Consider the following 24,530-nt stretch of genomic DNA (forward strand, 5'->3'; position numbering starts at 1 on the left):
GCTGGTAGGATCCTTCACTCATTCCTACAGGCCTTCCTAGATAAATCAGTCATGCCACTGCCCCTGATCTACCACGAAGACTACAGTCCCGAGTTCCCGGCGGATCACCGCTTCCCCATGGACAAGTTTCGCCTGCTGCGAGATCACTTGGTGGACAGTGGCCTGGCCCGCGACGCCGACTTGCTGCGCCCGGACCTCTGCCCGCCAGAGATTCTCGCCCTCGCCCATGACCCTGCGTACATCGAACGCTACATGGGCGGCGAGTTGTCCCGCGAAGATCAGCGACGCCTCGGCTTGCCCTGGAGCGAAGCGCTGGCCCGGCGCACGGTGCGGGCGGTCGGCGGTTCGCTGCTGGCGGCGGAACAGGCACTGGAACATGGTTTGGCCTGTCACTTGGCCGGCGGCACTCACCACGCGCATTACGATCATCCCGCCGGGTTCTGCATTTTCAATGACCTGGCGGTGATCAGCCATTACCTGCTGGAAAGTGGCCGAGTGAATCGGGTGCTGATCTTCGACTGCGATGTGCATCAGGGTGATGGGACTGCACGGATTCTGCACAACACCCCAGAGGCGATAACCGTTTCCCTGCACTGCGAAAAGAATTTTCCTGCACGCAAAGCCGAAAGCGACTGGGACATTCCGTTGCCGATGGGCATGGGCGATGCCGATTACCTGAAGGTGGTGGACGACGCACTCAACTATTTGCTGCCGCTCTACCAACCGGATCTGGTGCTGTACGACGCTGGCGTCGATGTGCATAAGGACGACGCCCTGGGTTATCTGAAGCTGACAGATGAAGGCGTCGCCGCTCGTGATGAAAGCGTGATGCGTCATTGTCTGGGCCGGGATATTCCGGTGGTTGGCGTGATCGGCGGCGGCTACAGCAAGGACCGCAAAGCGCTGGCGCGCCGTCATGGAATCCTCCATCACAGCGCCCAACGGGTCTGGCAGTCATCAGGTTGTCATTGATGTGTGAGTCTTTACCCACAATGCCTGTGGAACCGCCTGTGGATAACCTGAGTGAAAGGGTCTGCAGCCCATGCGGGGTGTAGGCTACAGAACGGTGGTTGTTTTTTAACCAGCATTCGAATCCACCCACAATCTCTGTGGGAGCGAGCCTGCTCGCGATGAGGCCCTCACAGTCGATATCGATGTCGACTGATCCATCGCTATCGCGAGCAGGCTCGCTCCCACAAGGGACAGGGCTGGTAGAATGCCCGCCCTATCCCGCCATACCGCAGCGCATTCCATGACCCAGCCCTCCACTTCCCTTCCCCCTCACGTCGCTATCATCGGCGGCGGCCCCGCCGGTTTGATGGCGGCTGAAGTGCTGAGCCAGGCTGGGATCAAAGTCGACCTGTACGACGGCATGCCTTCAGTAGGGCGAAAATTCCTCCTCGCCGGGGTCGGCGGCATGAACATCACCCACTCCGAGGCCTACCCGGCGTTTCTCTCACGCTATGCCGAACGGGCGCCGCAGATTGCGCCGCTGCTGCGAGCCTTCGGCGCCGACGCCTTATGCCAATGGATTCATGACCTGGGCATCGAAACCTTTGTCGGCAGTTCCGGCCGGGTGTTTCCTACCGACATGAAAGCCGCGCCCCTGTTGCGGGCCTGGCTCAAGCGCCTGCGCGATGCCGGCGTAGTTATCCACACCCGCCATCGCTGGCTCGGTTGGGATAACCACGGTGACTTGCGCATCGACAGTCCCGAAGGCGAAAAAACTGTTCAACCCGACGCGACCCTGTTGGCCCTCGGCGGCGGCAGTTGGTCGCGCCTCGGTTCGGACGGTGCCTGGATGCTGCCGCTGGAACAGCGCGGTGTAGGACTGGCGCCATTGCAACCGAGTAATTGCGGCTTCGAGGTGCAGGCTTGGAGTGAATTGATGGTCAGCAAATTCGCAGGCGCCCCACTGAAAAACATCGCCATTGGTCTCAATGACGATGTGCCACGACTCGGAGAGTGTGTGATCACTGCCACGGGGATTGAAGGCAGTTTGATCTACGCCCTGTCGGCACCGATCCGCGAAGCGATCAATCAACACGGCTCGGCAACCATTCACCTCGATCTGTTGCCGGGCAAGCCTGTGGATAAAATTCAGGCAGCGCTGAGCAAACCGCGCGGCTCCCGTTCCATGTCCAAACACCTGCACAGTCAGCTTGGGCTTGATGGTGTGAAAGCGGCGTTGCTGCGCGAACTGACACCGGCCGACTACTTTACCGATCCGGCATTGCTGGCCAAAGCGATCAAGGCATTGCCGCTGACGCTGGTGAAAACCCGGCCATTGGATGAAGCCATCAGCAGCGCGGGGGGCGTGATGTTCGAGTCGATGGATGAACGTTTGATGCTCAAGCAACTGCCCGGCGTGTTCTGCGCGGGGGAAATGCTCGATTGGGAAGCGCCGACCGGCGGCTATCTGCTGACCGCGTGTTTCGCCAGTGGGCGAGCGGCGGGATTGGGGATGATGGAGTGGTTACGGCGCAAGGATTGAAGACCGAGGCGCGTCCATCGCGAGCAGGCTCGCTCCCACACTGATCGCATTCATTCTGAAAGAACTCGCTCCCACACTGGATCTTCATGTAGCGCAGATCAAAGTGGGAGCGAGCCTGCTCGCGATGGCGTCTTAACAGGCGCCGCCGCTGATCAAGGCTTCCGCTTACGCGGCCCGGTATTAAACACCGGCACTTTACGCACAGGCTTGATCGAAGGCTCCGGCGCCGAAGTATCCCCGCTCTCAACCCACTTGCCCAAATTGCGCTTACCGCCACTCGAAGTTTTGGGCTTCTTCGGTTTTTTCGGCTTCTTGACAACCTGACCGCTGGCATCGGTATCCGGCACGCGATGCTCAGGTTCGAAATCCTGCTCCACCTGACGAGTCAACGTCTGACGGGTCAACGTCTCGATGGCTGACAGCTGATTCACCTCATCGGCACACACCAGCGAAATAGCCTGCCCGGTTGCGCCCGCACGGCCGGTGCGACCGATGCGGTGGATGTAGTCCTCCGCCACGATCGGCAGGTCGAAATTGACTACCAATGGCAAATCTTCGATATCCAGACCACGGGCGGCAACGTCGGTGGCTACAAGGATCTGCACTTCACTGGCCTTGAAACGATCCAGTGCCCGCTGACGAGTCGCCTGAGGTTTGTCGCCGTGGATCCCGTCGGCATTGACGCCCAGGCCCTGGAGTTTTTCCACCAGCGCGTCTACGCCGTTACGGGTCTTGGCAAACACCAGCACCTGCTTCCACTTACCCTTGCGCATCAAATGAACGAACAGCTCCGACTTGCGCTTCTTGTCCACCGTCACCACCCATTGCTTGACGGTATTGGCGGCCACGTTGCGCGGGCTGACTTCGATGCTCAGCGGGTCGTTGAGCATTTGCCCGGCCAGCGTGCGGATGGCGTCGGAGAAGGTCGCGGAGAACAACAGCGTCTGACGTTTCTTCGGCAGCGCCTTGTAAATGTTCCCCAGCTCTTCGGAAAAGCCCAGATCGAGCATGCGATCGGCTTCGTCCAGCACCAGGGTTTGCAACTGGTTGAACTTGAGCGCGTTCTGACGGAACAGGTCGAGCAAGCGACCCGGAGTCGCCACCAACAGGTCGACGCCTTTGCGCAGCTTCATCATTTGCGGGTTGATGCTGACGCCGCCGTACACCGCGTACGTGCTCAACGGCAGATTCTCGGCGTACTGACGCACGCTTTCGTGAACCTGTTCAGCCAGTTCGCGAGTCGGCACCAGGATCAGTGCGCGCACGGAGTTGGCGCTGACTTTCGGCCCTTCCATGGCCAGCAATTGCAGCAGCGGCAGGGCGAAACCGGCGGTTTTGCCAGTGCCGGTCTGGGCTGCGGCCATCAGGTCACGACCGGCCAGCACCGCCGGAATCGCTTGTGTCTGCACTGGCGTAGGGGTCTGGTAGCCGAGCGTCTCGAGAGCGCGCAGCAAGGGTTCGATCAGGCCAAGGGTGGCGAAAGTCATGGGAGTACCGTAGGAAAATTCAGCGCGATTGTGCAAAACGAGTGTGCAAAACAGTGTGCAATGGCGCGCAGTTTACCCTAATTCGCGCGGGATTCTGTCGGCACCACTACGGCAGGCCGATCTGCACCATGGCGCCACTGCGGCAACCCGATCAACACCACGGCACTGATGATCACCGCCATGGCCAGCGCTTCCTCGATACCGATGGTCTCGCCAACAAACACGATCCCCAGCAACACCGCCACCGCCGGGTTGACGTAGGCATAACTGGTGGCGGCTGCCGGGCGCACGTTTTTCAACAGATACATGTAAGCGTTGAAGGCAATGATCGAACCGAAGAACGTCAGATAGGCCAATGCGGCCCAACCTTCGATCGGCGGCATGGCCTCCAGATGCTCACCGCTCAACGCACTGCCGATGAGCAACGCCACACCGCCGACCAGCATTTCCACGGCACTGGCCATCGCGCCCTGAGGCAACGGCAAGTGTTTGCTCCACACCGAACCGAAAGCCCAGGACGCTGCCGCGAACACCAGCAACGCCGCACCCAACGGGCTCGATTGCAGATTGGAACCGAGGTTGAGCATGGCGATACCGATCAGCCCGAGCGCAATCCCGGCCCATTCGAGACGGGTATTACGCGCGCCCCAGAAATATCCACAGAGCAAAGTGAACAGCGGCACCGTCGCCACTGCCAACGCAGCAACGCCGGAGGCCACGCCCGTATGCTCGGCGACGCTCACCGCACCGTTACCGAACGTCAGCAGCAAAATCCCGATGATCCCCGCCGCTTTCCACTGCGCCCACGTCGGTGCCGGTGCCCCGCGCCAGCGCAGGAACGCGTACATCAACGTCCCGGCGATCACGAAGCGGATACCGGCGAGCAACAACGGCGGCCAGTACTGCACGCCGATGCGAATCACCAGATAGGTCGATCCCCAAATCACGTACAGCGCGAAAAAAGCAGCGATCAGCGGTAAGGAAAAACGGCGTATGCCAGGCATGGGCAGCTCGAGAACAAGACAAAGAGAGCCGCTATTCTAGAAAGGCCAACGGCAGAAAATAAGTTACAAAACCTGTTTATCGCACCGGTACACTTTTCAAAACACGGAGTTCAGCGCTATAAACCGTTCTTTCGAAAGTCAGTCTTTTTTCAGGAGTGCCATGATGGACAAATACGACCGCATGCTCCTCAGCGCCCTGTTGGAAAACGGTCGTGCGTCCTACGCCGACCTGGCGCGCAAGGTGAACCTGTCCGCTCCGGCGGTGGCCGAGCGCGTGGCCAAACTTGAGGCCTGCGGGGTGATCACCGGCTACCAGGCGAAAGTCGACATGGCCAAACTCGGCCTGCCGATCCAGTGCGTCATCGAACTGCGCCTGAATCAGCACGGCAACCAGAAAACCTACGACGAACTGATCAAAATCCCACAGCTCACCGAATGCCATCGCGTCACCGGCGACCCGTGCGTGATCATGCAAGCGGCGGTGGGCTCGATGCCGGAGCTGGAAGAGTTGATCAACCGGATTGCCACATTCGGGTTCAGCAAGACCTCGATCGTGCTGTCCAGCGCCATCGAGAAGCGGGTGCCGTTGGGGCAGTTGGAGGGGAATGGCAAATCGTGATGCGGTGTCTGATCTGACGCCTTCGCGGGCAAGCCTCGCTCCTACGGTTTTTGAGGGCGAACCCAATATCGGGGCACGCGTAAATCCGTAGGAGCGAGGCTTGCCCGCGAAGAGGCCAGTAGAAGCACTACAAAACCTTAAAACCCGCGATACCGCTTCAAATGCTCATTGATCTTCGCCGCCGGCACTTTCTGCAAACTGACCAGCAGATCATGGGACAACTCCCGCAATCCATGCTTGCGCCGCAACTCTTCAGCCAAGTGCGCCGTCAGGTTGGCCGCCATTTCGGCATCGGCCATGGCACGGTGAGCCTTGCCGGTATTGGGCAGGCTGGCGAAAGTGGTCAGCGTGCCGAGTTTGTGGTCCGGCGCGGCGGGCATCAGGCGGCGGGCGAGTAACAGCGAGCAGGCAAAGTTCTGCAAGCGTGTGCGTTTGATTCGCCCAAGCTCAAAGTCCCAGAACTTCTGGTCGAACGCAGCGTTGTGCGCCAGTAGCGGTGTAATGCCAACGAATTCGTTGACCTCGTTCATCACCTGCTCGGCCGAGGGCGCGGTGCGCAGCATGGCGTTGCTGATGCCGGTGAGTTGCTCAATAAAGGCCGGCACCCGCACGCCAGCGTTCATCAGGCTTTGGTAACGCTCGACAATGCGCCCCTGTTCAAGAATCACCACGGCAATTTCCGTGGCCCGGCAGCTGCTGCTCGGGGAGAGCCCGGTGGTTTCAAAGTCGATGACTGCTATGCGTTCCAAACCTGTTTCAACTCCGTAAAAATCAATTCTTGAGCAGCAACGCGCCTTCGATCGGCACGTAACGGCTGGCGGCGCGGATCAGCGAATTGGCGGTGAGACCGGGCACGCCATAGGCCACCGCTTGCACGCCGTGCTTGCTGATGATGCGCTCCAGCAGCATGTCAAAATCACCATCACCGGAGGCCAGCACCACTTCGTCGACATGGTCGGCGGCGTCCATGATGTCGAGGGTGATGCCCACGTCCCAGTCGCCTTTGGCCGAACCGTCGCTACGCTGGATGTAGGGCTTGAGCTTCACGATGAAACCGAGATTGCGCAGGATCTGCTGAAACTGCTGCTGTTTGCTGTCGCCACGATCGATCGCATAGGCATAGGCCTCGACGATCTGCCCTTCCTTACTGACGTCAGCCCACAACGCGGCGTAGTTGAAGTGGCAACCATAGGCCTGACGCACGGTGTAATAGAGGTTCTGGACATCGGCGAACACTGCGATTTTTTTCACCGTACATCCTCATTAGCGTGCCGAAGCGCGGGCAGGATCAGGCACCAGGCCCGAAAAGTTGCCCAGTATGCCAGCCCGAAGGATTGTTCCGCGAATAATCGGCCATGTGGCGAGGGAGCTTGCTCCCTCGCCACAGATGTATCAGACGAAGGAATCGTCGTCGCCACCGAAGAACGATGAGCTGTCATCGCTATAGTCGGCGTCGGCGAATCCGCCTTGATCGCTGGAGTTGTCAGCCACGCGCTGATCATTGCCGCTGTCGCTCTGATCGTTGACCTGAGCCGGTTCTTCCTTGATGACTTCAACCACTTCCGGCTGCTGATTGTGCTGGAACAGGCTGCTGATGCCCTGCGCCAGCATCACGCCACCGGCCACACCCGCTGCCGTTTTCAATGCACCGCCGAGGAAACCGCTGCCGGCCGCCTGTTGTGGTGCGTAATTTTGCTGCGGTGCGGCACCGAAGTTTTGCTGTGGCGGCTGGGCATTGAACGATGACCGCCCCGGTTCACGCCAGCCGCCATTCGACGGGGCTGCGCTTTGAGTCGGCGCAGGCTGCGGATCACGGGAGCCACCACCGAAGATGCTCGACAAAAAGCCACCGCTGCTCGCCGCCGGGGCCGCCGTCTGAGCCTTGGCAGATTGCAGTTCAGCCTGCAATTGCTGGACTTGTCGGGTGAGTTGCTTGTTCTGTTCGTCGAGGCTCTTGATGGCTGCCTCTTGCACCAGAATCGCCTGGGTCATGAAATAGCCCGCCGCTGGCTGGCGAGTCAGGTGTTCCTTGATCCGCGCTTCGGCCTGGGCGTCGCGCGGGGCTGAATCCGTTTCGGCTTGTTGCAGCCGGGAAAACAGTCCATCGATCAGGGTTTGTTCTTCGCTGTTCATGGCGACCTCATAGATTGCCGGGAATATCGTCGCCCTCATCCACGGTGGATAAGGTGCTTACCCGTAATGGGGCTGATACAGGATGTTTCAATGACCTTTACCGAACGTTTACGTTTGCGCCCCAAAGGGGTTCATCGGTTAAAGTGAGGCACTGCTTTCAACCTGCGATACCGACTGATGAATCCGTTCGACGTACTGCGTGACTCTTTGTATTTCTTCAAGCGCAATCTGCGCCAGATCGTGCAGCTGTGCCTGCCGCTGGTGATTGTCGAGGCGCTGCTGCAACAAGTGGTCGACCACTCCACCGAGCCGGACAGTTTCCCCGGCATCAGTGTGATGGTCGGCCTGCTGGTGTACCCGCTGTACACCGCCGCACTGATCCTGTTTCTCGATGCCCGCAGCCGTGGCGAATCGCCGCGCACCCGCGACTTGCTGGCGACCTCCGCGACCCTGTGGCCGCGTTTCGCCCTGCTGACCGCCCTCAATACGCTGCTGATCCTGATCGGCCTGTCGCTGTATTTCCTGCCGGGCATCTGGTTGATGGTGACGCTGGCGTTCGGCGAATACCTGCTGGTGCTGCGCGGCATGGCACCGCTGGCGGCGATGAAGGAAAGCCTGCGCCTGACCCGCGGAAACTTCCTGCGCATTCTGGTGTGCATTCTGTGCGTGATGGCCCCGCTGTGGGTGCTCAAGGGTGCGACGCTGGCGGTTTATCCTGACCCGCAGAACCCGGTGATCTCACTGCTGATCGACAGCGCCCACAGCTTTCTACAACTGTTCACCAGCGTGGTGGTGTTCCGTTTGTTCATGCTGATCGCCGATGCGCCCGAGAAAGCTGACGGGGCGCTCTGAAGAACGATGTGTCGCGGCTAATTGATGGGCATGCCGTTTGCGCTCGGTTATGCTCGGGATCAATTTTGTAACGCTATAAGCCAAGCCATGACCCGTCTACTGCGCTACACCCTGCTGTGCGTGCTGATTGCCATTGGCCTGATTGCATTGATGATCTACAGCCTCACCTGGCGCCCCGAAGCCAAGGAAGTGCTGCCGGTCAGTTGCAACGCCCAGGCGCCCACGCTGGTGCCCGGTCAGGCGCTGAAGGTGATGACCTGGAACGTCCAGTATCTGGCAGGCAAGCGCTACGTATTCTGGAACGATCTGGCGGCAGGAAGCGACGAGAGCCCTACACCTGAAGACATGGCCTTCAGCCTCGACGAAGTGGCGCGGGTGATTCGAGACGAGCAACCGGATATCGTGCTGTTGCAGGAACTCGATGACGGCGCCAAGGCCAGTGACTACCGGAACCAGTTCAAATTGCTCCAGGATCGAGTCACCGACCTGTATCCGTGCAGCGCGCAGGCCTTCGACTGGAAGGCCGACTTCGTGCCAGAACCGCACATCTTCGGCAGCGTTGGCCGGCAATTGGCAACCCTGAGCCGCTACCAGATCGAACACGCCGAACGCCTGCAATTACCGGTCGCACCGGCCAATTTCATCAGCCGTCAGTTCAAGCCGAAAAACGCCTTGCTGGTCACTCACCTGCCATTGAGCAACGGTGGCCAAATGGCCGTGTTCAACACCCATCTGGAACGTGCCACCACCCCACTCGACGAAACCTTGCAACGCCAGGTGACAGCCGTGGCCAAGGTCCTCGACAAGTATGAAAGTCGCGGCACGCCGTGGCTGATCGGTGGCGACTTCAACTTGTTGCCGCTGGGCCAGTATCGACGCCTGGCCACCGAGCAACGCACGCCCTACTCCGCCGACAGCGCGCTGCATGTGCTGTGGGACAAATACCCGATGATCCCCACCAACAACGAAGCCAGCGGTATCGACCGGGCGCAATGGCTGACCCATTACCCGAATGACCCGGGTTTGAACGGCCCGGACCGGACCGTCGATTACCTGTTTTACAGCCCGCACCTCAAACGGGTCGAAGCGCGGGTGCGGCAGGACGATACGTTGCGCATTTCCGATCACTTGCCGGTGATTGCGCGGTTTTTGTTGCCGGCAGCGCCTTAGTAGTGAAAGGATCGCAGCCTTCGGCAGCTCCTACAGGGATCGCGGGGTGTACTCGGTCAATGTAGGAGCTGGCGCAGCCTGCGATCTTTTGATCTTCAGCTTTTACGAGGCTTGATCCGCGCGGTTGCCTCGGCCACCAGCGGATCATCCGGCCAGTAGTGTTTCGGATACCGCCCTTTCAAATCCTTCCTCACCTCGGCATACGTGCTGCGCCAGAAGTTCGCCAGATCCTGCGTCACCTGGACCGGTCGCCGCGCCGGGGACAGCAGATGCAATTTCACCACCTGCCGCCCACCAGCAATGCGCGGCGTCTCGGCCAGGCCAAACAGCTCCTGCAAACGCACCGCCAGAATCGGCGGCTGTTCACTGTAATCCAGACGAATCGATGAGCCCGACGGCACGCTCAAATGATGCGGCGCCAGCTCATCCAGCCGTTGCGGCAGCGGCCACGGCAACAGGTTATGGACGATGCTCGACAGGTCCAGATTGGCGAAGTGACTGAGCCGCGAGACTTTGCCCAGATACGGCATCAGCCAATGCTCGAGGCTTTTGAGCAGTGCAGCATCGCTGACATCCGGCCATTCACTCTGCTCCTTACTGCCGAGATCCAGCTGCCGCAACAACGCCACCCGCGCCTGCCACTGACGCAGTTCCGGGGTCCATGGCAACAGCTCCAGACCTTTGCGCCGCACCAGGTTCACCAGCGCCTGACTGCGAGCGCTTTCATCGAGCCCGGTCAGCGGTTCGCGACTGAGGATCAATTCACCGACCTTACGCTGCCGCTCGGCACGCAGCACGCCTTCGCGCTCATCCCAATCCAGTTGATCGACGCAACGCACCTGCTCGGCCAGCACCGAATCGAACAGCGCCGGATCGAAATCCGTCGCCAGGTAAATGCGCTCCTCACGCTGACCCTGACGACTGCCCAGATCGGCGATCACCAGCCATGGTTGTTTCATCAAACTGTCGGCTTCGGCGAACAGCGCGGCACGACCGTTGGCCAGTCGATATTCAGCGCCACCAGCCCGCCGCTGTTGAGCGACTCGATCGGGATAGGCCAACGCCAACAACGCACCGAGCCAGCGCGGATGCTCGGGATCGCTGACCGGCTCCGTTGCTTTGCCCCGCAGATAACCGCGATACTGCCGCGCCAGTTGCCGGGCACGTTGCACGCCACCCTGAGCGCCGCGTGCGGCCCGTTCTTCGCCGGACAGCAGCACCAATCGGCTGTGCAGATCCGCCCCGGCGCCACGCAAAATATCTCGCTCGCCGAGCAAGGCCGCGACATCGCAGGCCATGTCAGCGAGGCCGAGCGCCTGACCGCGTAACAGCAAATGGGCGATCCGCGGATGGGCCGGCAGTTCAGCCATTGCCTGACCATGACGGGTCAGCGCTTCGCCCTCCAGCGCGCCCAAACGCTCAAGCAGATCCTGAGCCTGTGCATAAGCCGCTGCCGGAGGCACGTCGAGCCAAACCAATTGACCCGGCGTCACGCCCCAACGCCCCAGTTGCAAAGCCAGCCCGGCGAGGTCCGCCGAGAGAATTTCCGCACTGGCGTAGGCCGCCAGTTGCTCGTGCTGATCCTGCGACCACAACCGATAACACACGCCGGGCTCCAAACGCCCTGCCCGGCCCGCGCGCTGAGTGGCGCTGGCTTTGGAAATACGCTGAGTATCGAGGCGAGCCATGCCGCTGCCCGGATCGAAACGCGGCACCCTCGCCAGCCCGGCATCGATCACCACGCGCACCCCGTTGATGGTCAGGCTGGTCTCGGCGATGTTGGTGGCCAGCACCACTTTACGTTTGCCCGCAGGCGTCGGATCGATCGCGGCGCGTTGGGCGGCGAGGTCCAATTCACCGTGCAACGGGCAGAGCAAAACCTGTGTGCTATCACCCAGTGCATCGGCGAGTTGCAGATGCACCCGACGGATTTCCGCCTGCCCCGGCAGGAACACCAGCACGCTGCCGGTTTCATCATTCAAGGCTTCAAGGACGGTCTGCACCAACCGTGGCTCGATGAATTCACCCGGCTGAAATGGTCGACCCCAGCGCATCGCCACCGGGTACATGCGACCTTCGCTGCGCAAGATCGGCGCATCATCGAGCAACCCAGCCAGGCGCTCGCCTTCCAGCGTTGCCGACATCAACAGAATTTTCAGCGGTTGGTCGTCGCGAAACAGCTCCCGACCATTGAGGCTCAGGGCCAGCGCCAGGTCGGCGTCGAGGCTGCGTTCGTGGAACTCATCGAAAATCAGCAAACCCACGCCTTCCAGCGCCGGATCATCCTGCAAGCGCCGGGTGAGGATGCCTTCGGTGACCACTTCGATGCGGGTGTTGGGGCCGACTTTGCTGTCGAGACGAATGCGGTAGCCAACGGTTTCGCCGACCTTCTCGCCCAGCTCACTGGCCAATCGCTCCGCCGCCGCCCGCGCTGCCAACCGGCGCGGTTCGAGCATCAGAATGGTCTGCCCGACCAGCCACGGCTCATCGAGCAAGGCCAAGGGCACGCGGGTGGTTTTACCGGCGCCGGGCGGTGCTTCAAGCACGGCTTCGTGGCGTGTAGCGAGGGCTTCGCGCAGGGCAGGTAAAACTTCATCAATCGGCAAAGAAATCATGCTGGCTCCAAAACAGAGCGGCGAGTATAACGGCGAACTGCTTGGCGTTTATCACGGTCCTAATTCATACAGGCGCCCCTTCGTTTTGTAATAACCCAGGAGATTTCACATGCGTGCTCCCTTTCGCTTGATCGGCGGTGTACTGGTCGCGACCTTGCTGACCCAAATGACTGCCTGCGGCACGATTTTCTACCCCGATCGTCGTGGTCAGATCGATGGCAAGATTGACCCGGTCATCGTCGCGCTGGATGCCGTGGGTCTGCTGTTTTATATCATTCCGGGCCTGATTGCCTTTGCGGTGGACTTTGCTACTGGCGCCATTTACTACGAGCCCGGCCGAACCGCTCAGGTGGCTCCGGAAAAACTCAAGGAAGCCATCGGTGCCGACGGCAAGGTCGATAACCACAAGTTGCAGACTATTCTCGAAACCGAGTTGGGCCGCAGCTTCCCGCTGGACGATCCACGTCTGATCCAGCACAAGGGCAGCGCCCAGCAACTGGCCATGTTCGGCCTGCAACCCGCCGCGTAATCGGTGCACTAAAAAGGAAAAGCCGCACTTATGACCACCAGTACCGAACACGCCCGCCTGCTGCGGTTGGCGACGCGCGCCTCGGTGGCGGTGGCGTGCATATTGATCGTCGCCAAAGCCATCGCCTGGTGGCTGAGCGGTTCGGTGAGCATGCTCGCCGGGCTGACCGACTCGGCACTCGATGGCGTCAGCTCGCTGCTCAATCTGCTGGCCGTGCATTACGCCTTGCGCCCGGCCGACGACGATCATCGTTATGGGCATGGCAAGGCCGAATCATTGGCGGGCATGGCTCAGGCGCTGTTCATTGGCGGCAGTGCGGTGCTGATTGCCTTGCAGGCGATCGAACGGTTGAAACATCCAGAGCCGGTAAGCGCCGCGTGGCTCAGCATCGGGGTGATTGTGTTTTCCCTCGCCCTGACCGTGGCCCTGCTGATGTTGCAACATCGGGTGATCAAGGCAACCGGTTCCAACGCCGTGCGTGCCGACTCCTTGCACTACCGCTCAGACTTGCTGCTCAACGGCAGCATTCTGGTGGCGCTGGTGCTGGCCGGGTTTGGATGGCACCAAGTCGACCCCTGGTTCGGATTGGGGATCGCCGCCTACATCCTCTGGAGCGCCATTCATATCGCCCGGGAAAGTTTTGCGGTGCTGATGGATGAAGAGCTGCCGCCGGATGTAAGCCAGCACATGCTTGAATTGGCCTGCAGCGTACCGGGGGTTTTGGGCGCCCACGACTTGCGCACGCGGATCTCCGGCAACCAGTGGTTTGTGCAATTGCATCTGGAATTGCCGGGAGAGCTGACCCTGTCAGTCGCCCACGGCATCAGCGACCAAGCCGCCGAGGCGATTCACACCGCTTACCCACGAGCCGAAGTGCTGGTGCACGCCGACCCGAAGGAAGTGGTGAAAGCCGCCAAGGCTCAGTAACTCACCTGATAACCGCGACTGCTCAGGCAGTTGCCCTGGGCCTGTCGGTAGGCTTGCACCACCGACGGATCCGGTTGATAGGTGACGGCGCGCGGATCGAAACCGCTCTGCTCCACGGCCCAGCGATAACACTCATAACCGTCCCGACTGACCTCCTCTGGCGACTGGCCGTTGGCCGGATACGCCACCACATCATAACCACTGCCCACCGGTTGTGGCTGCACGGGTGGTTCGACCACGATGTATTCCTGCGTGCTCGCCTGGTAGGCGTAATACGAGCCGGCTGCCAGGAACAACAACGCGCCACCAATCCACACTTCACGCGCGTAATCAGGCAAGTAGCGGACACGAATCCCGCGAGGCGGATGAACCACCACATAGCGGGGGCCTTGCGGGCGATACCAATAACCGCCGGAATAGAAATAATCCTGACCACGATACGGCACACGGTAGTTGCGATCGGGGAAGCGGTCGATCACGTATCCCGGACGATACTGCGGACCGGGACCCCAGCCATTGCCGTGTCCATCCGGGCGACCGGGCCAGCGCTGGTAATCGGGACGCGAGCCCGGCCCACCGGTCTGCCAGTGCTGGTTGTCATTGTTGCGCCGCGGCTCGTCCTGATAGTAGCCACGCCGGGGTTCCTGGGTCTGGCGCACAGTATCGGGCCGGCCCTGAATCGGCAGATTGTTATTGGGTTGTTGCGGCGGTCGGCCCTGAACATTGGGATCGTGCGACGGACGGTTCTGCCACTCGCCGCCCTGATTCTGGTCGTGGAGTTCGAACTGGCGGCTGTTGTCGCCACGAATGATGTCGTTGTTCGACCGGCGAGGCTGATTGTTACCGTCAGGCCCCTGACCTTTTCCCTGATGATCCGCCCCACGTTCCCCGCCATCGGGACCGCGATATTGCGGCTCATCGGCAAGCGTTAGCGCAGTGACACTCACACACAGCAAACCAACACCGGCCAAACGCCAGATGCGCGACTTCATGCTTTTCCTCACTGCGGGTCAGGGCCTGTACATAAGACTGGGAAAGCACAGGCCGGTTCTGCAACAGGTTATCAGCCGCGCAACTTATTTATTGAGGGCGGACGTCAAATTCCGGACAAGAAAAAAGGGAGACCCGTCGGCCTCCCCTTGAGAACTTCGTCCGTGCTCGACGCTTATGACGTCGGCTCACCTCACGCCGTCTTCTGGACAGTGTGTAGCTCGGGGGCCAACACATCCCCGGTGGGGGTGGCGACCGCAGCTGGCCTGATTGGGCGAGCCGCACTGGACTGTTTGTCCGAGCAGTGATTCTGGTGATAAGAATAGGCCCGGAGCGACGACAGAGGATTGCGAATATTGCTCAAATAAACATCACTTGCGCAATTTTTAACTCAGGATAGATAATCCGCCGCAATAGTTATGACAAAGGCCTGATTGATGAGCAAACTCGACCGATACGACCTGAGCATTTTGGCTGAATTGCAGCGCGACGCGCGCATCTCCAATCAGGAGCTGGCCGAACGTATCGGCCTGTCGCCTTCGCCTTGCTCACGACGGGTCAAGCAACTGGAAGACGACGGTTACATCACCCGCCAGGTCGCCCTGCTGGACCGCAAGATGCTCGGCCTGAGCCTGACCGCCTACGTGCTGATCGGCATGGACCGCCATACTCCCGAGCGTTTCGAGAACTTCGAAGCCGCTATTCGCACCTTGCCGCAGGTGCTGGAATGCAGCCTGGTGACGGGGATGGATGCGGATTATCAGCTCAAAGTGGTAGTGCCAGACATGGATCACTATCAGAAACTGCTACTGGGGCACCTGACCCGGATTGAAGGGGTGACCAGTGTGCGGTCGAGTTTTGTGTTGAACCAGGTGCTCAACAGCACCGAGTTGCCGCTGACTCATTTGCGCAGCTGAGGACGCCTTCGCGGGCAAGCCTCGCTCCTACAGGATTTGTGTCGATCACGGTATTACGGTCGACACAAACTCCGTAGGAGCGAGGCTTGCCCGCGAAGGGGCCCGCACAGGCGACGAATGACTGCGGCACACCGACGCAGGTCAATGCCTCGCCAATCCCCCATGGCGTATACTCCAGCGCCTTTTAGCCCCACCCGCGCTGGAGATGTTCGATGGATCCTGCAGTACTCGAAGAGTGGATGATGACTGGCCTGGTCAGCATCTTGATCATTTTCATGGGTTTCATCGTCTGGGATCTGGCGAAAAAATCCAAGGCCGGGCGCTTTGGTTCGTTCATTCTGTTCTTCGTACTGGGGCTGGGCGTGGCCGCCTTCGTGGTCAAAAGCGTGGTGATCGGCATGATCGAATCCGGCACTCTATAAGCGGGCCGGCACTTCCTTCCACTGGCCCTGATCGAGCCCTTCGATCGACCAGTCACCGATTCTGACTCGCACCAGACGCAACGTCGGCAAGCCGACCGCCGCGGTCATGCGTCGTACCTGACGGTTGCGGCCTTCGCGAATCACCAGTTCCAGCCAACTGGTCGGCACGCTTTTACGAAAGCGCACTGGCGGGTTGCGTGGCCACAGTTGCGGCTCATCCAGTTGTCGTGCTTCGGCCGGCAACGTCATACCGTCGTTCAGCTCGACGCCATCGCGCAAGCGCTGCAACTGCTCAGCGGTGGGTTCGCCTTCGACTTGCACCCAATAGGTCTTGGCCAGTTTGTGTTTCGGGTCGGCAATTCGCGCCTGAAGCTGGCCGTCGTTGGTCAGCAACAGCAAGCCTTCGCTGTCACGGTCCAGCCGCCCTGCCGGGTAAATCCCCGGAATCTCGATGAAATCCTTGAGCGTCGCTCGCCCTTCGCCGTCGCTGAATTGCGTCAGCACATCGAAAGGTTTGTTGAACAGAATCAGCTTCGGCTCGGCCGGGGGCGCTTTGGCGACACGACGCGGGGCTGAAGAGGATGGCGCAGGCTTCACGCCAGGGCGGCGGGAAACGGGACGTGGAGGACGAGACATGGCGAGAAGAACATCTAACGGTCAGGGCTGCTAATGCTAGGGCGTGCCATCGATTATTTCTACCGCAGTGGAAATAATCGATGGCACGCCCTGCCCTGACCGCTAAATGACCATGAGAACAATCAGCGGAACGGCGGCTCGTCGAAGCTGCGCAGTTTGCGCGAGTGCAGTGAGTTGAGCTCGGTGCGCAACAGATCCACCGCTTCGATGCCGATCTTCAAGTGCTGGCTGACCGCGCGTTCATAGAAGGCGTTGGCCGAACCCGGCAGTTTGATTTCGCTGTGCAACGGTTTGTCCGATACGCAGAGCAACGTGCCGTACGGCACCCGCAAGCGGTAACCCTGCGCGGCGATGGTGCCGCTTTCCATGTCCACCGCCACGGCGCGGGACAAGTTGATCAGCGGACGTTCCTGTGCCCAACGCAGTTCCCAGTTACGGTCGTCGTAGGTCAACACGGTGCCGGTACGCAGGCGCTTCTTCAGCTCGTCGCCCTTTTCACCGGTGATGTTGGCCGCCGCTTGTTGCAACGCCATCTGCACTTCGGCCAAGGCTGGAATCGGAATGTTCGGCGGCACGACGCGATCGAGAATCCCGTCGCGGCGCATGTAAGCGTGGGCCAACACGTAGTCGCCAATGGTCTGCGACTGACGCAAGCCGCCACAGTGACCAATCATCAGCCAGCAATGCGGACGCAGTACCGCCAAGTGATCGGTGATGTTCTTGGCGTTGGACGGGCCGACGCCGATGTTCACCAGGGTCACGCCATGACCGTCGCTGGCGATCAGGTGATAGGCCGGCATCTGGTAACGATGCCAGACCACGCCCGCGGCAATCGCCGACGCTTCGCCGTGGTCCATGCCCTTTTCGATGATCACGTTACCCGGCAACACCATGCGCACAAAACGCGGATCGTTGCGCAGTTGCTCCAGGCCATGAACGATGAACTGGTCGACGTAACGGTGGTAGTTGGTCAGCAGAATCCACGGCTGTACATGGCGCCAGTCGCTGCCGGTGTAATGCACCAGCCGGCGCAGGGAGAAATCCACTCGCGCAGCGTCGAACAGGGCCAGTGGCAGCGGGTCGGTGTTTTCCCAATCGTACAAGCCATCGGCAATGCCATCGGTCGCGGCCGACAAATCCGTACTCGGGAACACTCGCGCCAGCACCGCCGCCGTGACGCCGGAGCCGGCCAGTTCATCGCCCTGCTCGACCACGTACGGGTATGGAATGTTCTGCTGACTGACGCCGACTTCCACGGTCACGGTGAAGTCGTGCATCAACGGGACGAGTTGCTCCAGCAGGTATTTGCGGAAGGCACGGGGATGGGTGACGGTGACGCTGTAGGTTCCCGGCAGTTGAACCTTGGCATAGGCGCGAGTGGTCTGTGGGACTTCGCCCTGGCAAAGGTAGGTCAGACGCAACTCGGGATAACGAAACAGAGCACGCTGTTCAGCGTCCGGCTCGACACGATCCTTGAGATAACGCTTGAGCGCCTGATTCAGCGCTGTGGTTGCACGCTCGTGCAAGGCAGCAAGCCGATCCACGGCTTGCTCGGCGGTTTGAACGACAATAAACGCTTCGGTCACGATCAGCTTCCTGTGTTCTGACTTGCAGACCTTCATCTTGCCTGCATCGTCGCTTCACGGGAACAGTGGCGTGTTGGCTGCACACCAATGGCGAAGCGCAGAGGTCCAATGTGGGAGCGAGCCTGCTCGCGATGGCTGAGTAACATCCGACATTGAAGTCGACTGTCACGCCGCTATCGCGAGCAGGCTCGCTCCCACATTGGCTCGGTGTCGATCACAAGCCTTGCGGGGTCGACCGCGCGACAATCGCTTCCACATCCAGCCCGCGCGGCAACGTGCCATACACCCGACCGGCCGAACTGAGGCGACTGGCGATGAAGGCATCACTGACCGCCGCATTCCCCGCCTCCAGCAACAGCTTGGCCTGCAACCCCAACGCGATGTCTTCGGTCAACTGGCGGGCGCGGTATTGAATATCGTCGGTGTCCTTGAACGCGGCCTGCAACTGGCTGATGTGCGTGGCCAGGCGTTTGTCGCCATGACCGTCGCCCAACTCGCTGAACAGCACATCGAGCACACCCGGCTCTTTCGACAATGCGCGCAACACATCGAGGCATTGCACGTTGCCGGAACCTTCCCACGTCGAGTTGACCGGGGCCTCACGGTACAGCCGAGGCAGGATGCTTTCTTCGACATAACCGGCACCGCCCATGCATTCGGCAGCTTCATTGATCATTGCGGGCGCGCGTTTGCAGATCCAGTACTTGCCCACCGCCGTCACCAGTCGGGCGAATTTTGCTTCGTGCTCCTCATCCAGATGATCCAGCGCCCGGCCCATGCGCAAACTCAAGGCCAACGCCGCTTCGCTTTCCAGGGCCAGGTCGGCCAGTACGTTTTGCATCAAGGGCTGCTCGCCGAGCAATTTGCCACCGACCTTGCGATGGGCGCAGTGATGGCTGGCCTGGGTCAGCGCCTGGCGCATCAGCGCGCTGGAGCCGACCATGCAATCGAAGCGGGTCATGGCAACCATTTCGATGATGGTTGGAACACCCCGACCCTCTTCGCCGACCATCCAGGCCAAGGCGCCACGGAACTCCACTTCGCTTGAGGCATTGGACCAGTTGCCGAGTTTGTTCTTCAGCCGCTGTATGTAGAACTGATTGCGCGTGTCGTCCGGGCGATGACGCGGCAGCAGGAAACAGGTCAAGCCTTTGTCGGTCTGGGCCAGGGTCAGGAAGGCATCGCACATCGGCGCCGAGCAGAACCACTTGTGGCCCACCAGTTCATACGCCTGACCGGGACCACTGGCGCCAACCGGATACGCCTTGGTGGTGTTGGCCCGCACGTCGGTGCCGCCCTGCTTCTCGGTCATCGCCATGCCGATGGTGACCCCGGCCTTGTGGGCCATGCCGACGTTACGCGGGTCGTATTCGGTGGAGAGGATTTTCGGCAGCCATTGCTCGGCCAGATTCGGTTGCAGGCGCATCGCCGGGACGCTGGCGAAGGTCATGGTCAGCGGGCAACCGCTGCCGGCTTCAGCCTGACTGTGCAAATAGGTCATGGAGGCGCGGGCAACGTGGGCCCCCGGTTGCGGGTCGGTCCAGGGCAAGCCAGTCAGGCCATGCTCCACCGCCGTGCGCATCAACTCGTGGTAGGCCGGGTGAAATTCCACCAGATCGATGCGATGGCCGTAGCGGTCATGGCTGACGAACACCGGTTTGTTCTGATTGGCCGCAAACCCCGCCTCCATCAACGGCCCTCCGGCCAATGCGCCGTAAGCGTCGATCCGCGACTCGGCCCAACCGGCATCGAAACGCCGCGACCACTCCTGTAAAGGCAGGTCGATGCGATAGAGGTTGGTGCCGTCCAGCGATGGAGGCTGGTTGGTGACTTCGTGGGTTTCGGCGAACTGATGCAGGTTCATGACGGGGCTCCTTTGGTCAGCCAAGGGACTTCAGTTAAGCACCGCCCCGAGGATGAACAAAGTGGCATATCTGCCTAACTGTCGGCGCTTTCGCCTTGCCCTGGACAGAGCACCCGCCGATAGAGCGCCGCCTGCAAGTCTTCGAATTTCACCGGTTTGCTCAGGTAGTCGACCACGGTGTCGCTCGGGCAATAGGCCCGGTCCGCACTCGGGGCAATGATGAACACAGGTAATTCGGCGCAACCCGGCAAGGCGCGGATTCGGCAGCAAATCGAGGCACCGTCCAGTGGCGGCAGCTGACAGTCGAGCAGCACCGCATCAACAGCTTCACGCTGCAAGTGATCGAGCGCAGCGACACCGCTGTCGGCGGTGCGCACGCGGAACCCAAGCTTGAGCAACATGCCGCGCATCACCAATTGATTGATGCTGTTGTCATCGACCAGCAACACCGTGCAGTCCTGAGGTAAACGCAGGCCGGTGGCTTGCCGGGTGATTGAGGGCGCAGATTCCACCACCGGCAACTCGAACTCGACGTCCAGTTGAAAGCGACTGCCGCGACCCGGTTCCGAGCGGTGGCTCAGGCGCCCGCCGAGCAATTCGACCAGTTGCCGACAAATGGCCAGGCCAACGCCCAAACCACCGTACTCACGGGTCATCGAGCCGTCGAGCTGGAAGAAGCGCTGATACAGCGTTGCCTCGTCCAGATCGGTAAAGCCAATGCCGGTGTCGATCACCGCAAAGGACAGCGCCAGCCAATCGGGCGCTACCGGTTTGCCTGTCACCCGCAGCGCCAAACCGCCGACCCGAGTGAATTTGATTGCGTTATCCAGCAGGCATTCCAGGCATTGCGTCAGCTTGCCGCTGTCGCCGTGCAAGCGATCCGGCAGCCCGGATGTCACCTCGACCTTGAAGTCCAGCGACTTGCTCGACACATTGCCATCGAACTGCAGACGCAAAGCCTCGACCACACCGCGCAAACTGAACGTGTCCGGATAGACCTTAAGCTTGCCGGCCTGCAATTCGGTCAGGGTGAGGATGCCGTTGACCATGCGCATCATGTCCCGCGCCGAACCAGCAGCCGTTTGCTGATATTGCTCCAGCTCAGGATTCATCTCGACGGTCTGCATCAGCTCCAGCGAACCGATCACACCGTTCATGGGCGTGCGCAGTTCGTGGGTCAGGGTGGCGAGGAACTCGTCCTTGAGCTTGTTGCTGTGGGCTAGTTGCTGGTTCAGCACTTCGAGCTTCTGGCCTGCATCGAACAGCGTTTGTGCCTGTTGCTCGCGCATGGCGTTGATACGATCGGCCAGGGCCAGGGACAGCAGCGCCACTTCGATCGCCGAGCCGATCTGGCTGGCGTACATGGTAAGGAATACGTTGGGCAAATAACCCAGCACCATCAGGGTGTTGACGATGCCACCGAGCAGGAACGCCGACCAGGCAATGATGAAATACCGCGCAACCCGCAGGCCACGCCACCAGGCGAAAATCCCGGCGGCGAAAATCACTACGGTAAAGACCAACGCCAGCAACGTCGCCAGACGCAGGGCCAGGGCGTAATTGGTCATCAATGACAACCCGACCACCAGCGCACTGAACGCAACCAACCCCAGCAATAATCGGTCAAGCCAGCGACTGAGACTGGCCGTTTGCAAGAAGCTGCGGGCGAACTGGCTGCCGAACAATCCTGAACAGCCGATGAAGAACGGCGTCGCGGCGTTGGCCCACCACGGATTGCTCGGCCAGAAATACTCCACCGCCGCACCATTCACCGACAGCTGATACAAGCCGAACGAGGCGATATAGACGATGTAATAGAGGTAGCTGGTATCGCGCACGCTGAGGAAGATAAACAGGTTGTAGACCAGCATCCCCAGCAACACGCCATAAATCAGCCCCAGCACATAGAGCCGGATCGGCTGCTCTTCAAGGTAAGCGGTGCTCGACCACAAGGTGACGGGCGCCTGAATCGACCCTTGGCTTTGCAGGCGTAAATACACGGTTTGCGCCTGTTCGGGCGCAAAGTTCAGATCAAACAGATAGTTGTTCTGACGGATCTCTCGAGTGGCGAATGGCAATGCATCGCCAGTCTGTCGAACCAATCGATAGTCACCGCCAGCATCGGCCAAGTAGAGATCAAGGTGATCGAGGGGTGGATAGGCCAACTCCAGCAACCAGGTCCGTTGCGCCGACGGGTTGGTCGGGCGGTACTGCAGGTCGATTTTCAGCCAGAACGCCGAACGCGAATAACCGGCGTTCAGGGTGGCTTTATCATGGGATTTGAAGCGCCCGGCCGCCGCTTGCGCACGGACATCGGCGATGGTCGCCTGACCGCCCGCGTCTTCATAAACCTGCATCGTTCGGCCCAGGGGAAGGCTCTGGGTGAACTCGTCGAATTCGACGGCGCTCGCCAGGAGGGGCAAGCACAACAGCAACATCAGCAAATAGCGCATTTAAGCCCCAGCGTGGCCTGTCCGGTTCTGTCAGGAAGCCCCCCATTCCTTTTGAGTAGACGTAAAACCGGTATTACCTGTTATTGATTTGGATCCACTCTAGCATAGCCGTTGATGGCCATTGAACACCATTGAAATTTTTCCTACAAAGGCTCTAGAACAAGCGTTCCAGCGCTATACATTGAGTTAGAGCTGTTGGCTTGGTCAGAAAGATCAAAAGATCGCAGCCTTCGGCAGCTCCTACATTAATCGCCATTCGACGCAAATCCGTAGGAGCTGCCGAAGGCTGCGATCTTTTGATCTTCCCAGCACTTGCACCGATGCGCGCGCGCACCGAAAAAACATGTTTGGTGGTAAGCTCGCGCACCATGAATATCTACAGCTCTCGCCCCGTTGTCCTCTGTCTCTCCGGCCACGACCCAAGTGGTGGCGCCGGCTTGCAGGCAGATATCGAAGCCCTGCTCGCTCAGGGTTGTCATGCGGCTCCGGCCGTCACCGCCCTGACTGTGCAAGATACCGTCAACGTCACTGACTTCCGCGTTCTCGATCGCGAGTGGGTATTGGCCCAAGCCAACGCCGTGCTCAATGACTCCGAAGTCGCCGCCGTCAAACTGGGCATGCTCGGTTCTTTGGAAATGGTCAACACCGTGGTCGAATTGCTTTCAGCGCACCCGCATTTGCCGGTGGTCTGCGACCCGGTGCTGCGCGCTGGCGGCGGCGGACAACTGGGCAAGGACGAAGTCGGCTACGCCATGCGCGAACGCCTGCTGCCGCTGTCGATCATTGCCACCCCCAACCTTCCCGAAGCCCGCATCCTTGCCGAACTGCCCGAAGGCACCGCGGACGAGTGCGCTGAAAAACTCCTGCCGTTCGTCAAACACCTGCTGATCACCGGCGGTCATGGCGACGAACACGAAATACACAATCGCCTGTACAGCCGCGACGGTCGCCGCGAAACTTTTACCTGCCAGCGCTTGCCCGGCAGTTATCACGGTTCCGGTTGCACGTTGGCCAGCGCCCTCGCCGGTCGCCTGGCCCAGGGTGAACACCTCGTCAGTGCCGTACAGAGCGCGCTTGACTACACTTGGCGCACCTTGCGTGACGCGGAGCAACTGGGCAAAGGCCAGTTCGTGCCGCGCCGCTTGCCACTGGACTTCTGTTCGTAACTTTTTATTAGTATTGCGGTGAGGCTTGTCCGATGAAACTACGTGGCCTGTACGCCATTACCGACAGCCAGTTACTGGCCGGTAAATTTCTTTCGTACGTGGAGGCGGCGCTCGAAGGCGGCGTCACCCTGCTGCAATACCGCGACAAGAGCAATGACGAGGCCCGCCGCCTGCGCGAGGCCGAAGCCCTGCGCGATTTGTGCGAACGCTACAAGACTCATTTGATCATCAACGATGACCCCGAACTGGCCGCGCGCCTGAATGTCGGCGTGCACCTGGGCCAGACCGATGGCCCGCTGATGCCGGTTCGCGCACTGCTCGGTCGCCAGGCAATCATTGGCTCGACCTGCCACGCGCAACTCGAACTCGCCGAACAAGCCGCCAAAGAAGGCGCCAGTTACGTCGCCTTCGGCCGCTTCTTCAACTCCAATACCAAACCCGGCGCACCGGCCTGCAGTCTCGAACTGCTTGATCAGGCCCGCAGTAAACTGCACCTGCCGATCTGCGCGATTGGCGGCATCACTCTGGACAACGCTGCGCCGCTGGTGGCCCACGGGGTCGATCTGCTAGCGGTGGTGCATGGTCTGTTTGGCGCCGAGAGCACCGCTGAAGTGACACGCCGTGCCCGCGCCTTTAACGAATTATTCAAATCCTGATTTTTGAGAG

At 60.4% G+C, this 24,530-nt stretch carries 22 protein-coding genes; 11 read left to right on the forward strand and 11 right to left on the reverse strand.

Features of this window, described 5'->3' with window-relative positions; all coding sequences use genetic code 11:
- The first annotated feature begins 51 nt into the window (after positions 1-51).
- Both ACYZT2_RS24905 and ACYZT2_RS24910 read left to right on the forward strand, forming a co-directional pair.
- Positions 52-972, forward strand: a complete 921-nt coding sequence (locus ACYZT2_RS24905) for a histone deacetylase family protein (RefSeq protein ID WP_461968197.1) — start codon at positions 52-54, stop codon at positions 970-972.
- Positions 973-1,252: 280 nt separating this feature from the next.
- Positions 1,253-2,494, forward strand: a complete 1,242-nt coding sequence (locus ACYZT2_RS24910; protein ID WP_461968199.1) for a TIGR03862 family flavoprotein — start codon at positions 1,253-1,255, stop codon at positions 2,492-2,494.
- A 152-nt stretch (positions 2,495-2,646) separates the two neighbouring features.
- Here the strand turns inward: ACYZT2_RS24910 and ACYZT2_RS24915 are convergent, their stop codons facing one another.
- Together ACYZT2_RS24915 and yedA are read right to left on the reverse strand one after the other, a co-directional pair.
- Positions 2,647-3,981, reverse strand: coding sequence for a DEAD/DEAH box helicase (locus tag ACYZT2_RS24915; protein WP_461968201.1), 1,335 nt, complete (start codon positions 3,979-3,981; stop codon positions 2,647-2,649).
- A gap of 77 nt (positions 3,982-4,058) precedes the next feature.
- Positions 4,059-4,985 carry a drug/metabolite exporter YedA gene (yedA, locus tag ACYZT2_RS24920; RefSeq protein ID WP_461968203.1) on the reverse strand — a complete coding sequence of 309 codons (927 nt, stop codon included), beginning with the start codon at positions 4,983-4,985 and terminating at the stop codon, positions 4,059-4,061.
- A 163-nt stretch (positions 4,986-5,148) separates the two neighbouring features.
- Between yedA and ACYZT2_RS24925 the strand changes: the two genes are divergently transcribed.
- Positions 5,149-5,604, forward strand: coding sequence for an Lrp/AsnC family transcriptional regulator (locus tag ACYZT2_RS24925; RefSeq protein ID WP_008012657.1), 456 nt, complete (start codon positions 5,149-5,151; stop codon positions 5,602-5,604).
- A 137-nt stretch (positions 5,605-5,741) separates the two neighbouring features.
- Here the strand turns inward: ACYZT2_RS24925 and ACYZT2_RS24930 are convergent, their stop codons facing one another.
- From ACYZT2_RS24930 to ACYZT2_RS24940, 3 genes are all read right to left on the reverse strand, one after another.
- Positions 5,742-6,353, reverse strand: coding sequence for a 3'-5' exonuclease (locus ACYZT2_RS24930; RefSeq protein WP_461968205.1), 612 nt, complete (start codon positions 6,351-6,353; stop codon positions 5,742-5,744).
- 22 nt (positions 6,354-6,375) lie between these two features.
- On the reverse strand, positions 6,376-6,855 hold the full coding sequence (locus tag ACYZT2_RS24935) for a LabA-like NYN domain-containing protein (protein WP_030129509.1): 480 nt from the start codon (positions 6,853-6,855) through the stop codon (positions 6,376-6,378).
- Between the two features lie 141 nt (positions 6,856-6,996).
- Positions 6,997-7,737, reverse strand: coding sequence for a DUF2076 domain-containing protein (locus ACYZT2_RS24940; protein ID WP_461968207.1), 741 nt, complete (start codon positions 7,735-7,737; stop codon positions 6,997-6,999).
- A gap of 177 nt (positions 7,738-7,914) precedes the next feature.
- Between ACYZT2_RS24940 and ACYZT2_RS24945 the strand changes: the two genes are divergently transcribed.
- Positions 7,915-8,589 carry a YciC family protein gene (locus tag ACYZT2_RS24945; RefSeq protein WP_461968209.1) on the forward strand — a complete coding sequence of 225 codons (675 nt, stop codon included), beginning with the start codon at positions 7,915-7,917 and terminating at the stop codon, positions 8,587-8,589.
- An 87-nt stretch (positions 8,590-8,676) separates the two neighbouring features.
- The gene (locus ACYZT2_RS24950; protein ID WP_461968211.1) at positions 8,677-9,759 is read left to right on the forward strand and encodes an endonuclease/exonuclease/phosphatase family protein; all 1,083 of its coding nucleotides are present in this window, start codon (positions 8,677-8,679) and stop codon (positions 9,757-9,759) included.
- A 95-nt stretch (positions 9,760-9,854) separates the two neighbouring features.
- Here the strand turns inward: ACYZT2_RS24950 and hrpB are convergent, their stop codons facing one another.
- Positions 9,855-12,374: an ATP-dependent helicase HrpB gene (gene hrpB / locus ACYZT2_RS24955; protein WP_461968213.1), complete on the reverse strand. Its 2,520-nt coding sequence runs from the start codon at positions 12,372-12,374 to the stop codon at positions 9,855-9,857.
- 109 nt (positions 12,375-12,483) lie between these two features.
- Here hrpB and ACYZT2_RS24960 point away from each other — a divergent pair, with 109 nt between their 5' ends.
- Positions 12,484-12,903 carry a polyribonucleotide nucleotidyltransferase gene (locus ACYZT2_RS24960; RefSeq protein ID WP_461968215.1) on the forward strand — a complete coding sequence of 140 codons (420 nt, stop codon included), beginning with the start codon at positions 12,484-12,486 and terminating at the stop codon, positions 12,901-12,903.
- A gap of 30 nt (positions 12,904-12,933) precedes the next feature.
- Positions 12,934-13,830 (forward strand): cation diffusion facilitator family transporter, encoded by an 897-nt coding sequence (locus ACYZT2_RS24965; RefSeq protein WP_461968217.1) that lies wholly within the window; start codon positions 12,934-12,936, stop codon positions 13,828-13,830.
- On the opposite strand, the gene ACYZT2_RS24970 is transcribed toward ACYZT2_RS24965, so the two are convergent.
- Positions 13,824-14,822, reverse strand: a complete 999-nt coding sequence (locus ACYZT2_RS24970; protein ID WP_461968219.1) for a DUF6515 family protein — start codon at positions 14,820-14,822, stop codon at positions 13,824-13,826. The two genes, ACYZT2_RS24965 and ACYZT2_RS24970, sit on opposite strands and share 7 nt — an antisense overlap.
- A 435-nt stretch (positions 14,823-15,257) precedes the next feature.
- On the opposite strand from ACYZT2_RS24970, the gene ACYZT2_RS24975 reads away from it, so the two are divergent.
- Both ACYZT2_RS24975 and ACYZT2_RS24980 read left to right on the forward strand, forming a co-directional pair.
- Positions 15,258-15,737: an Lrp/AsnC family transcriptional regulator gene (locus ACYZT2_RS24975; protein ID WP_007894448.1), complete on the forward strand. Its 480-nt coding sequence runs from the start codon at positions 15,258-15,260 to the stop codon at positions 15,735-15,737.
- A gap of 212 nt (positions 15,738-15,949) precedes the next feature.
- Positions 15,950-16,159, forward strand: coding sequence for a DUF2788 domain-containing protein (locus tag ACYZT2_RS24980; protein WP_038981401.1), 210 nt, complete (start codon positions 15,950-15,952; stop codon positions 16,157-16,159).
- Here ACYZT2_RS24980 and ACYZT2_RS24985 read toward each other — a convergent pair.
- The 4 genes from ACYZT2_RS24985 to ACYZT2_RS25000 all read right to left on the reverse strand — a co-directional run bounded on the left by ACYZT2_RS24985 (position 16,154) and on the right by ACYZT2_RS25000 (position 22,698).
- Positions 16,154-16,795 carry a pseudouridine synthase gene (locus tag ACYZT2_RS24985; RefSeq protein WP_461968222.1) on the reverse strand — a complete coding sequence of 214 codons (642 nt, stop codon included), beginning with the start codon at positions 16,793-16,795 and terminating at the stop codon, positions 16,154-16,156. The two genes, ACYZT2_RS24980 and ACYZT2_RS24985, sit on opposite strands and share 6 nt — an antisense overlap.
- Before the next feature lie 122 nt (positions 16,796-16,917).
- Positions 16,918-18,417 carry an AMP nucleosidase gene (amn, locus tag ACYZT2_RS24990; protein ID WP_161794734.1) on the reverse strand — a complete coding sequence of 500 codons (1,500 nt, stop codon included), beginning with the start codon at positions 18,415-18,417 and terminating at the stop codon, positions 16,918-16,920.
- A 178-nt stretch (positions 18,418-18,595) separates the two neighbouring features.
- Complete coding sequence (locus tag ACYZT2_RS24995) at positions 18,596-20,245, reverse strand: acyl-CoA dehydrogenase family protein (RefSeq protein WP_461968224.1); 1,650 nt, start codon at positions 20,243-20,245, stop codon at positions 18,596-18,598.
- Between the two features lie 74 nt (positions 20,246-20,319).
- The gene (locus tag ACYZT2_RS25000; protein ID WP_461968226.1) at positions 20,320-22,698 is read right to left on the reverse strand and encodes a hybrid sensor histidine kinase/response regulator; all 2,379 of its coding nucleotides are present in this window, start codon (positions 22,696-22,698) and stop codon (positions 20,320-20,322) included.
- 368 nt (positions 22,699-23,066) lie between these two features.
- On the opposite strand from ACYZT2_RS25000, the gene ACYZT2_RS25005 reads away from it, so the two are divergent.
- Positions 23,067-23,864: a hydroxymethylpyrimidine/phosphomethylpyrimidine kinase gene (locus ACYZT2_RS25005; RefSeq protein WP_461968228.1), complete on the forward strand. Its 798-nt coding sequence runs from the start codon at positions 23,067-23,069 to the stop codon at positions 23,862-23,864.
- Between the two features lie 32 nt (positions 23,865-23,896).
- Positions 23,897-24,520, forward strand: coding sequence for a thiamine phosphate synthase (gene thiE / locus ACYZT2_RS25010; RefSeq protein WP_461968230.1), 624 nt, complete (start codon positions 23,897-23,899; stop codon positions 24,518-24,520).
- The last annotated feature ends 10 nt before the right edge of the window (positions 24,521-24,530 follow it).

Source organism: Pseudomonas sp. MDT1-85, from assembly GCF_054898065.1.

Bases quoted from the DNA above. Each gene is read 5' to 3' on its own strand.
- ACYZT2_RS24905 (WP_461968197.1), top strand. From the start codon at position 52: ATGCCACTGCCCCTGATCTACCACGAAGACTACAGTCCCGAGTTCCCG.
- ACYZT2_RS24910 (WP_461968199.1), top strand. From the start codon at position 1,253: ATGACCCAGCCCTCCACTTCCCTTCCCCCTCACGTCGCTATCATCGGC.
- ACYZT2_RS24915 (WP_461968201.1), bottom strand. From the start codon at position 3,981: ATGACTTTCGCCACCCTTGGCCTGATCGAACCCTTGCTGCGCGCTCTC.
- yedA (WP_461968203.1), bottom strand. From the start codon at position 4,985: ATGCCTGGCATACGCCGTTTTTCCTTACCGCTGATCGCTGCTTTTTTC.
- ACYZT2_RS24925 (WP_008012657.1), top strand. From the start codon at position 5,149: ATGGACAAATACGACCGCATGCTCCTCAGCGCCCTGTTGGAAAACGGT.
- ACYZT2_RS24940 (WP_461968207.1), bottom strand. From the start codon at position 7,737: ATGAACAGCGAAGAACAAACCCTGATCGATGGACTGTTTTCCCGGCTG.
- ACYZT2_RS24945 (WP_461968209.1), top strand. From the start codon at position 7,915: ATGAATCCGTTCGACGTACTGCGTGACTCTTTGTATTTCTTCAAGCGC.
- ACYZT2_RS24950 (WP_461968211.1), top strand. From the start codon at position 8,677: ATGACCCGTCTACTGCGCTACACCCTGCTGTGCGTGCTGATTGCCATT.
- hrpB (WP_461968213.1), bottom strand. From the start codon at position 12,374: ATGATTTCTTTGCCGATTGATGAAGTTTTACCTGCCCTGCGCGAAGCC.
- ACYZT2_RS24960 (WP_461968215.1), top strand. From the start codon at position 12,484: ATGCGTGCTCCCTTTCGCTTGATCGGCGGTGTACTGGTCGCGACCTTG.
- ACYZT2_RS24965 (WP_461968217.1), top strand. From the start codon at position 12,934: ATGACCACCAGTACCGAACACGCCCGCCTGCTGCGGTTGGCGACGCGC.
- ACYZT2_RS24970 (WP_461968219.1), bottom strand. From the start codon at position 14,822: ATGAAGTCGCGCATCTGGCGTTTGGCCGGTGTTGGTTTGCTGTGTGTG.
- ACYZT2_RS24975 (WP_007894448.1), top strand. From the start codon at position 15,258: ATGAGCAAACTCGACCGATACGACCTGAGCATTTTGGCTGAATTGCAG.
- ACYZT2_RS24980 (WP_038981401.1), top strand. From the start codon at position 15,950: ATGGATCCTGCAGTACTCGAAGAGTGGATGATGACTGGCCTGGTCAGC.
- ACYZT2_RS24985 (WP_461968222.1), bottom strand. From the start codon at position 16,795: ATGTCTCGTCCTCCACGTCCCGTTTCCCGCCGCCCTGGCGTGAAGCCT.
- amn (WP_161794734.1), bottom strand. From the start codon at position 18,417: ATGAAGGTCTGCAAGTCAGAACACAGGAAGCTGATCGTGACCGAAGCG.
- ACYZT2_RS24995 (WP_461968224.1), bottom strand. From the start codon at position 20,245: ATGAACCTGCATCAGTTCGCCGAAACCCACGAAGTCACCAACCAGCCT.
- ACYZT2_RS25000 (WP_461968226.1), bottom strand. From the start codon at position 22,698: ATGCGCTATTTGCTGATGTTGCTGTTGTGCTTGCCCCTCCTGGCGAGC.
- ACYZT2_RS25005 (WP_461968228.1), top strand. From the start codon at position 23,067: ATGAATATCTACAGCTCTCGCCCCGTTGTCCTCTGTCTCTCCGGCCAC.
- thiE (WP_461968230.1), top strand. From the start codon at position 23,897: ATGAAACTACGTGGCCTGTACGCCATTACCGACAGCCAGTTACTGGCC.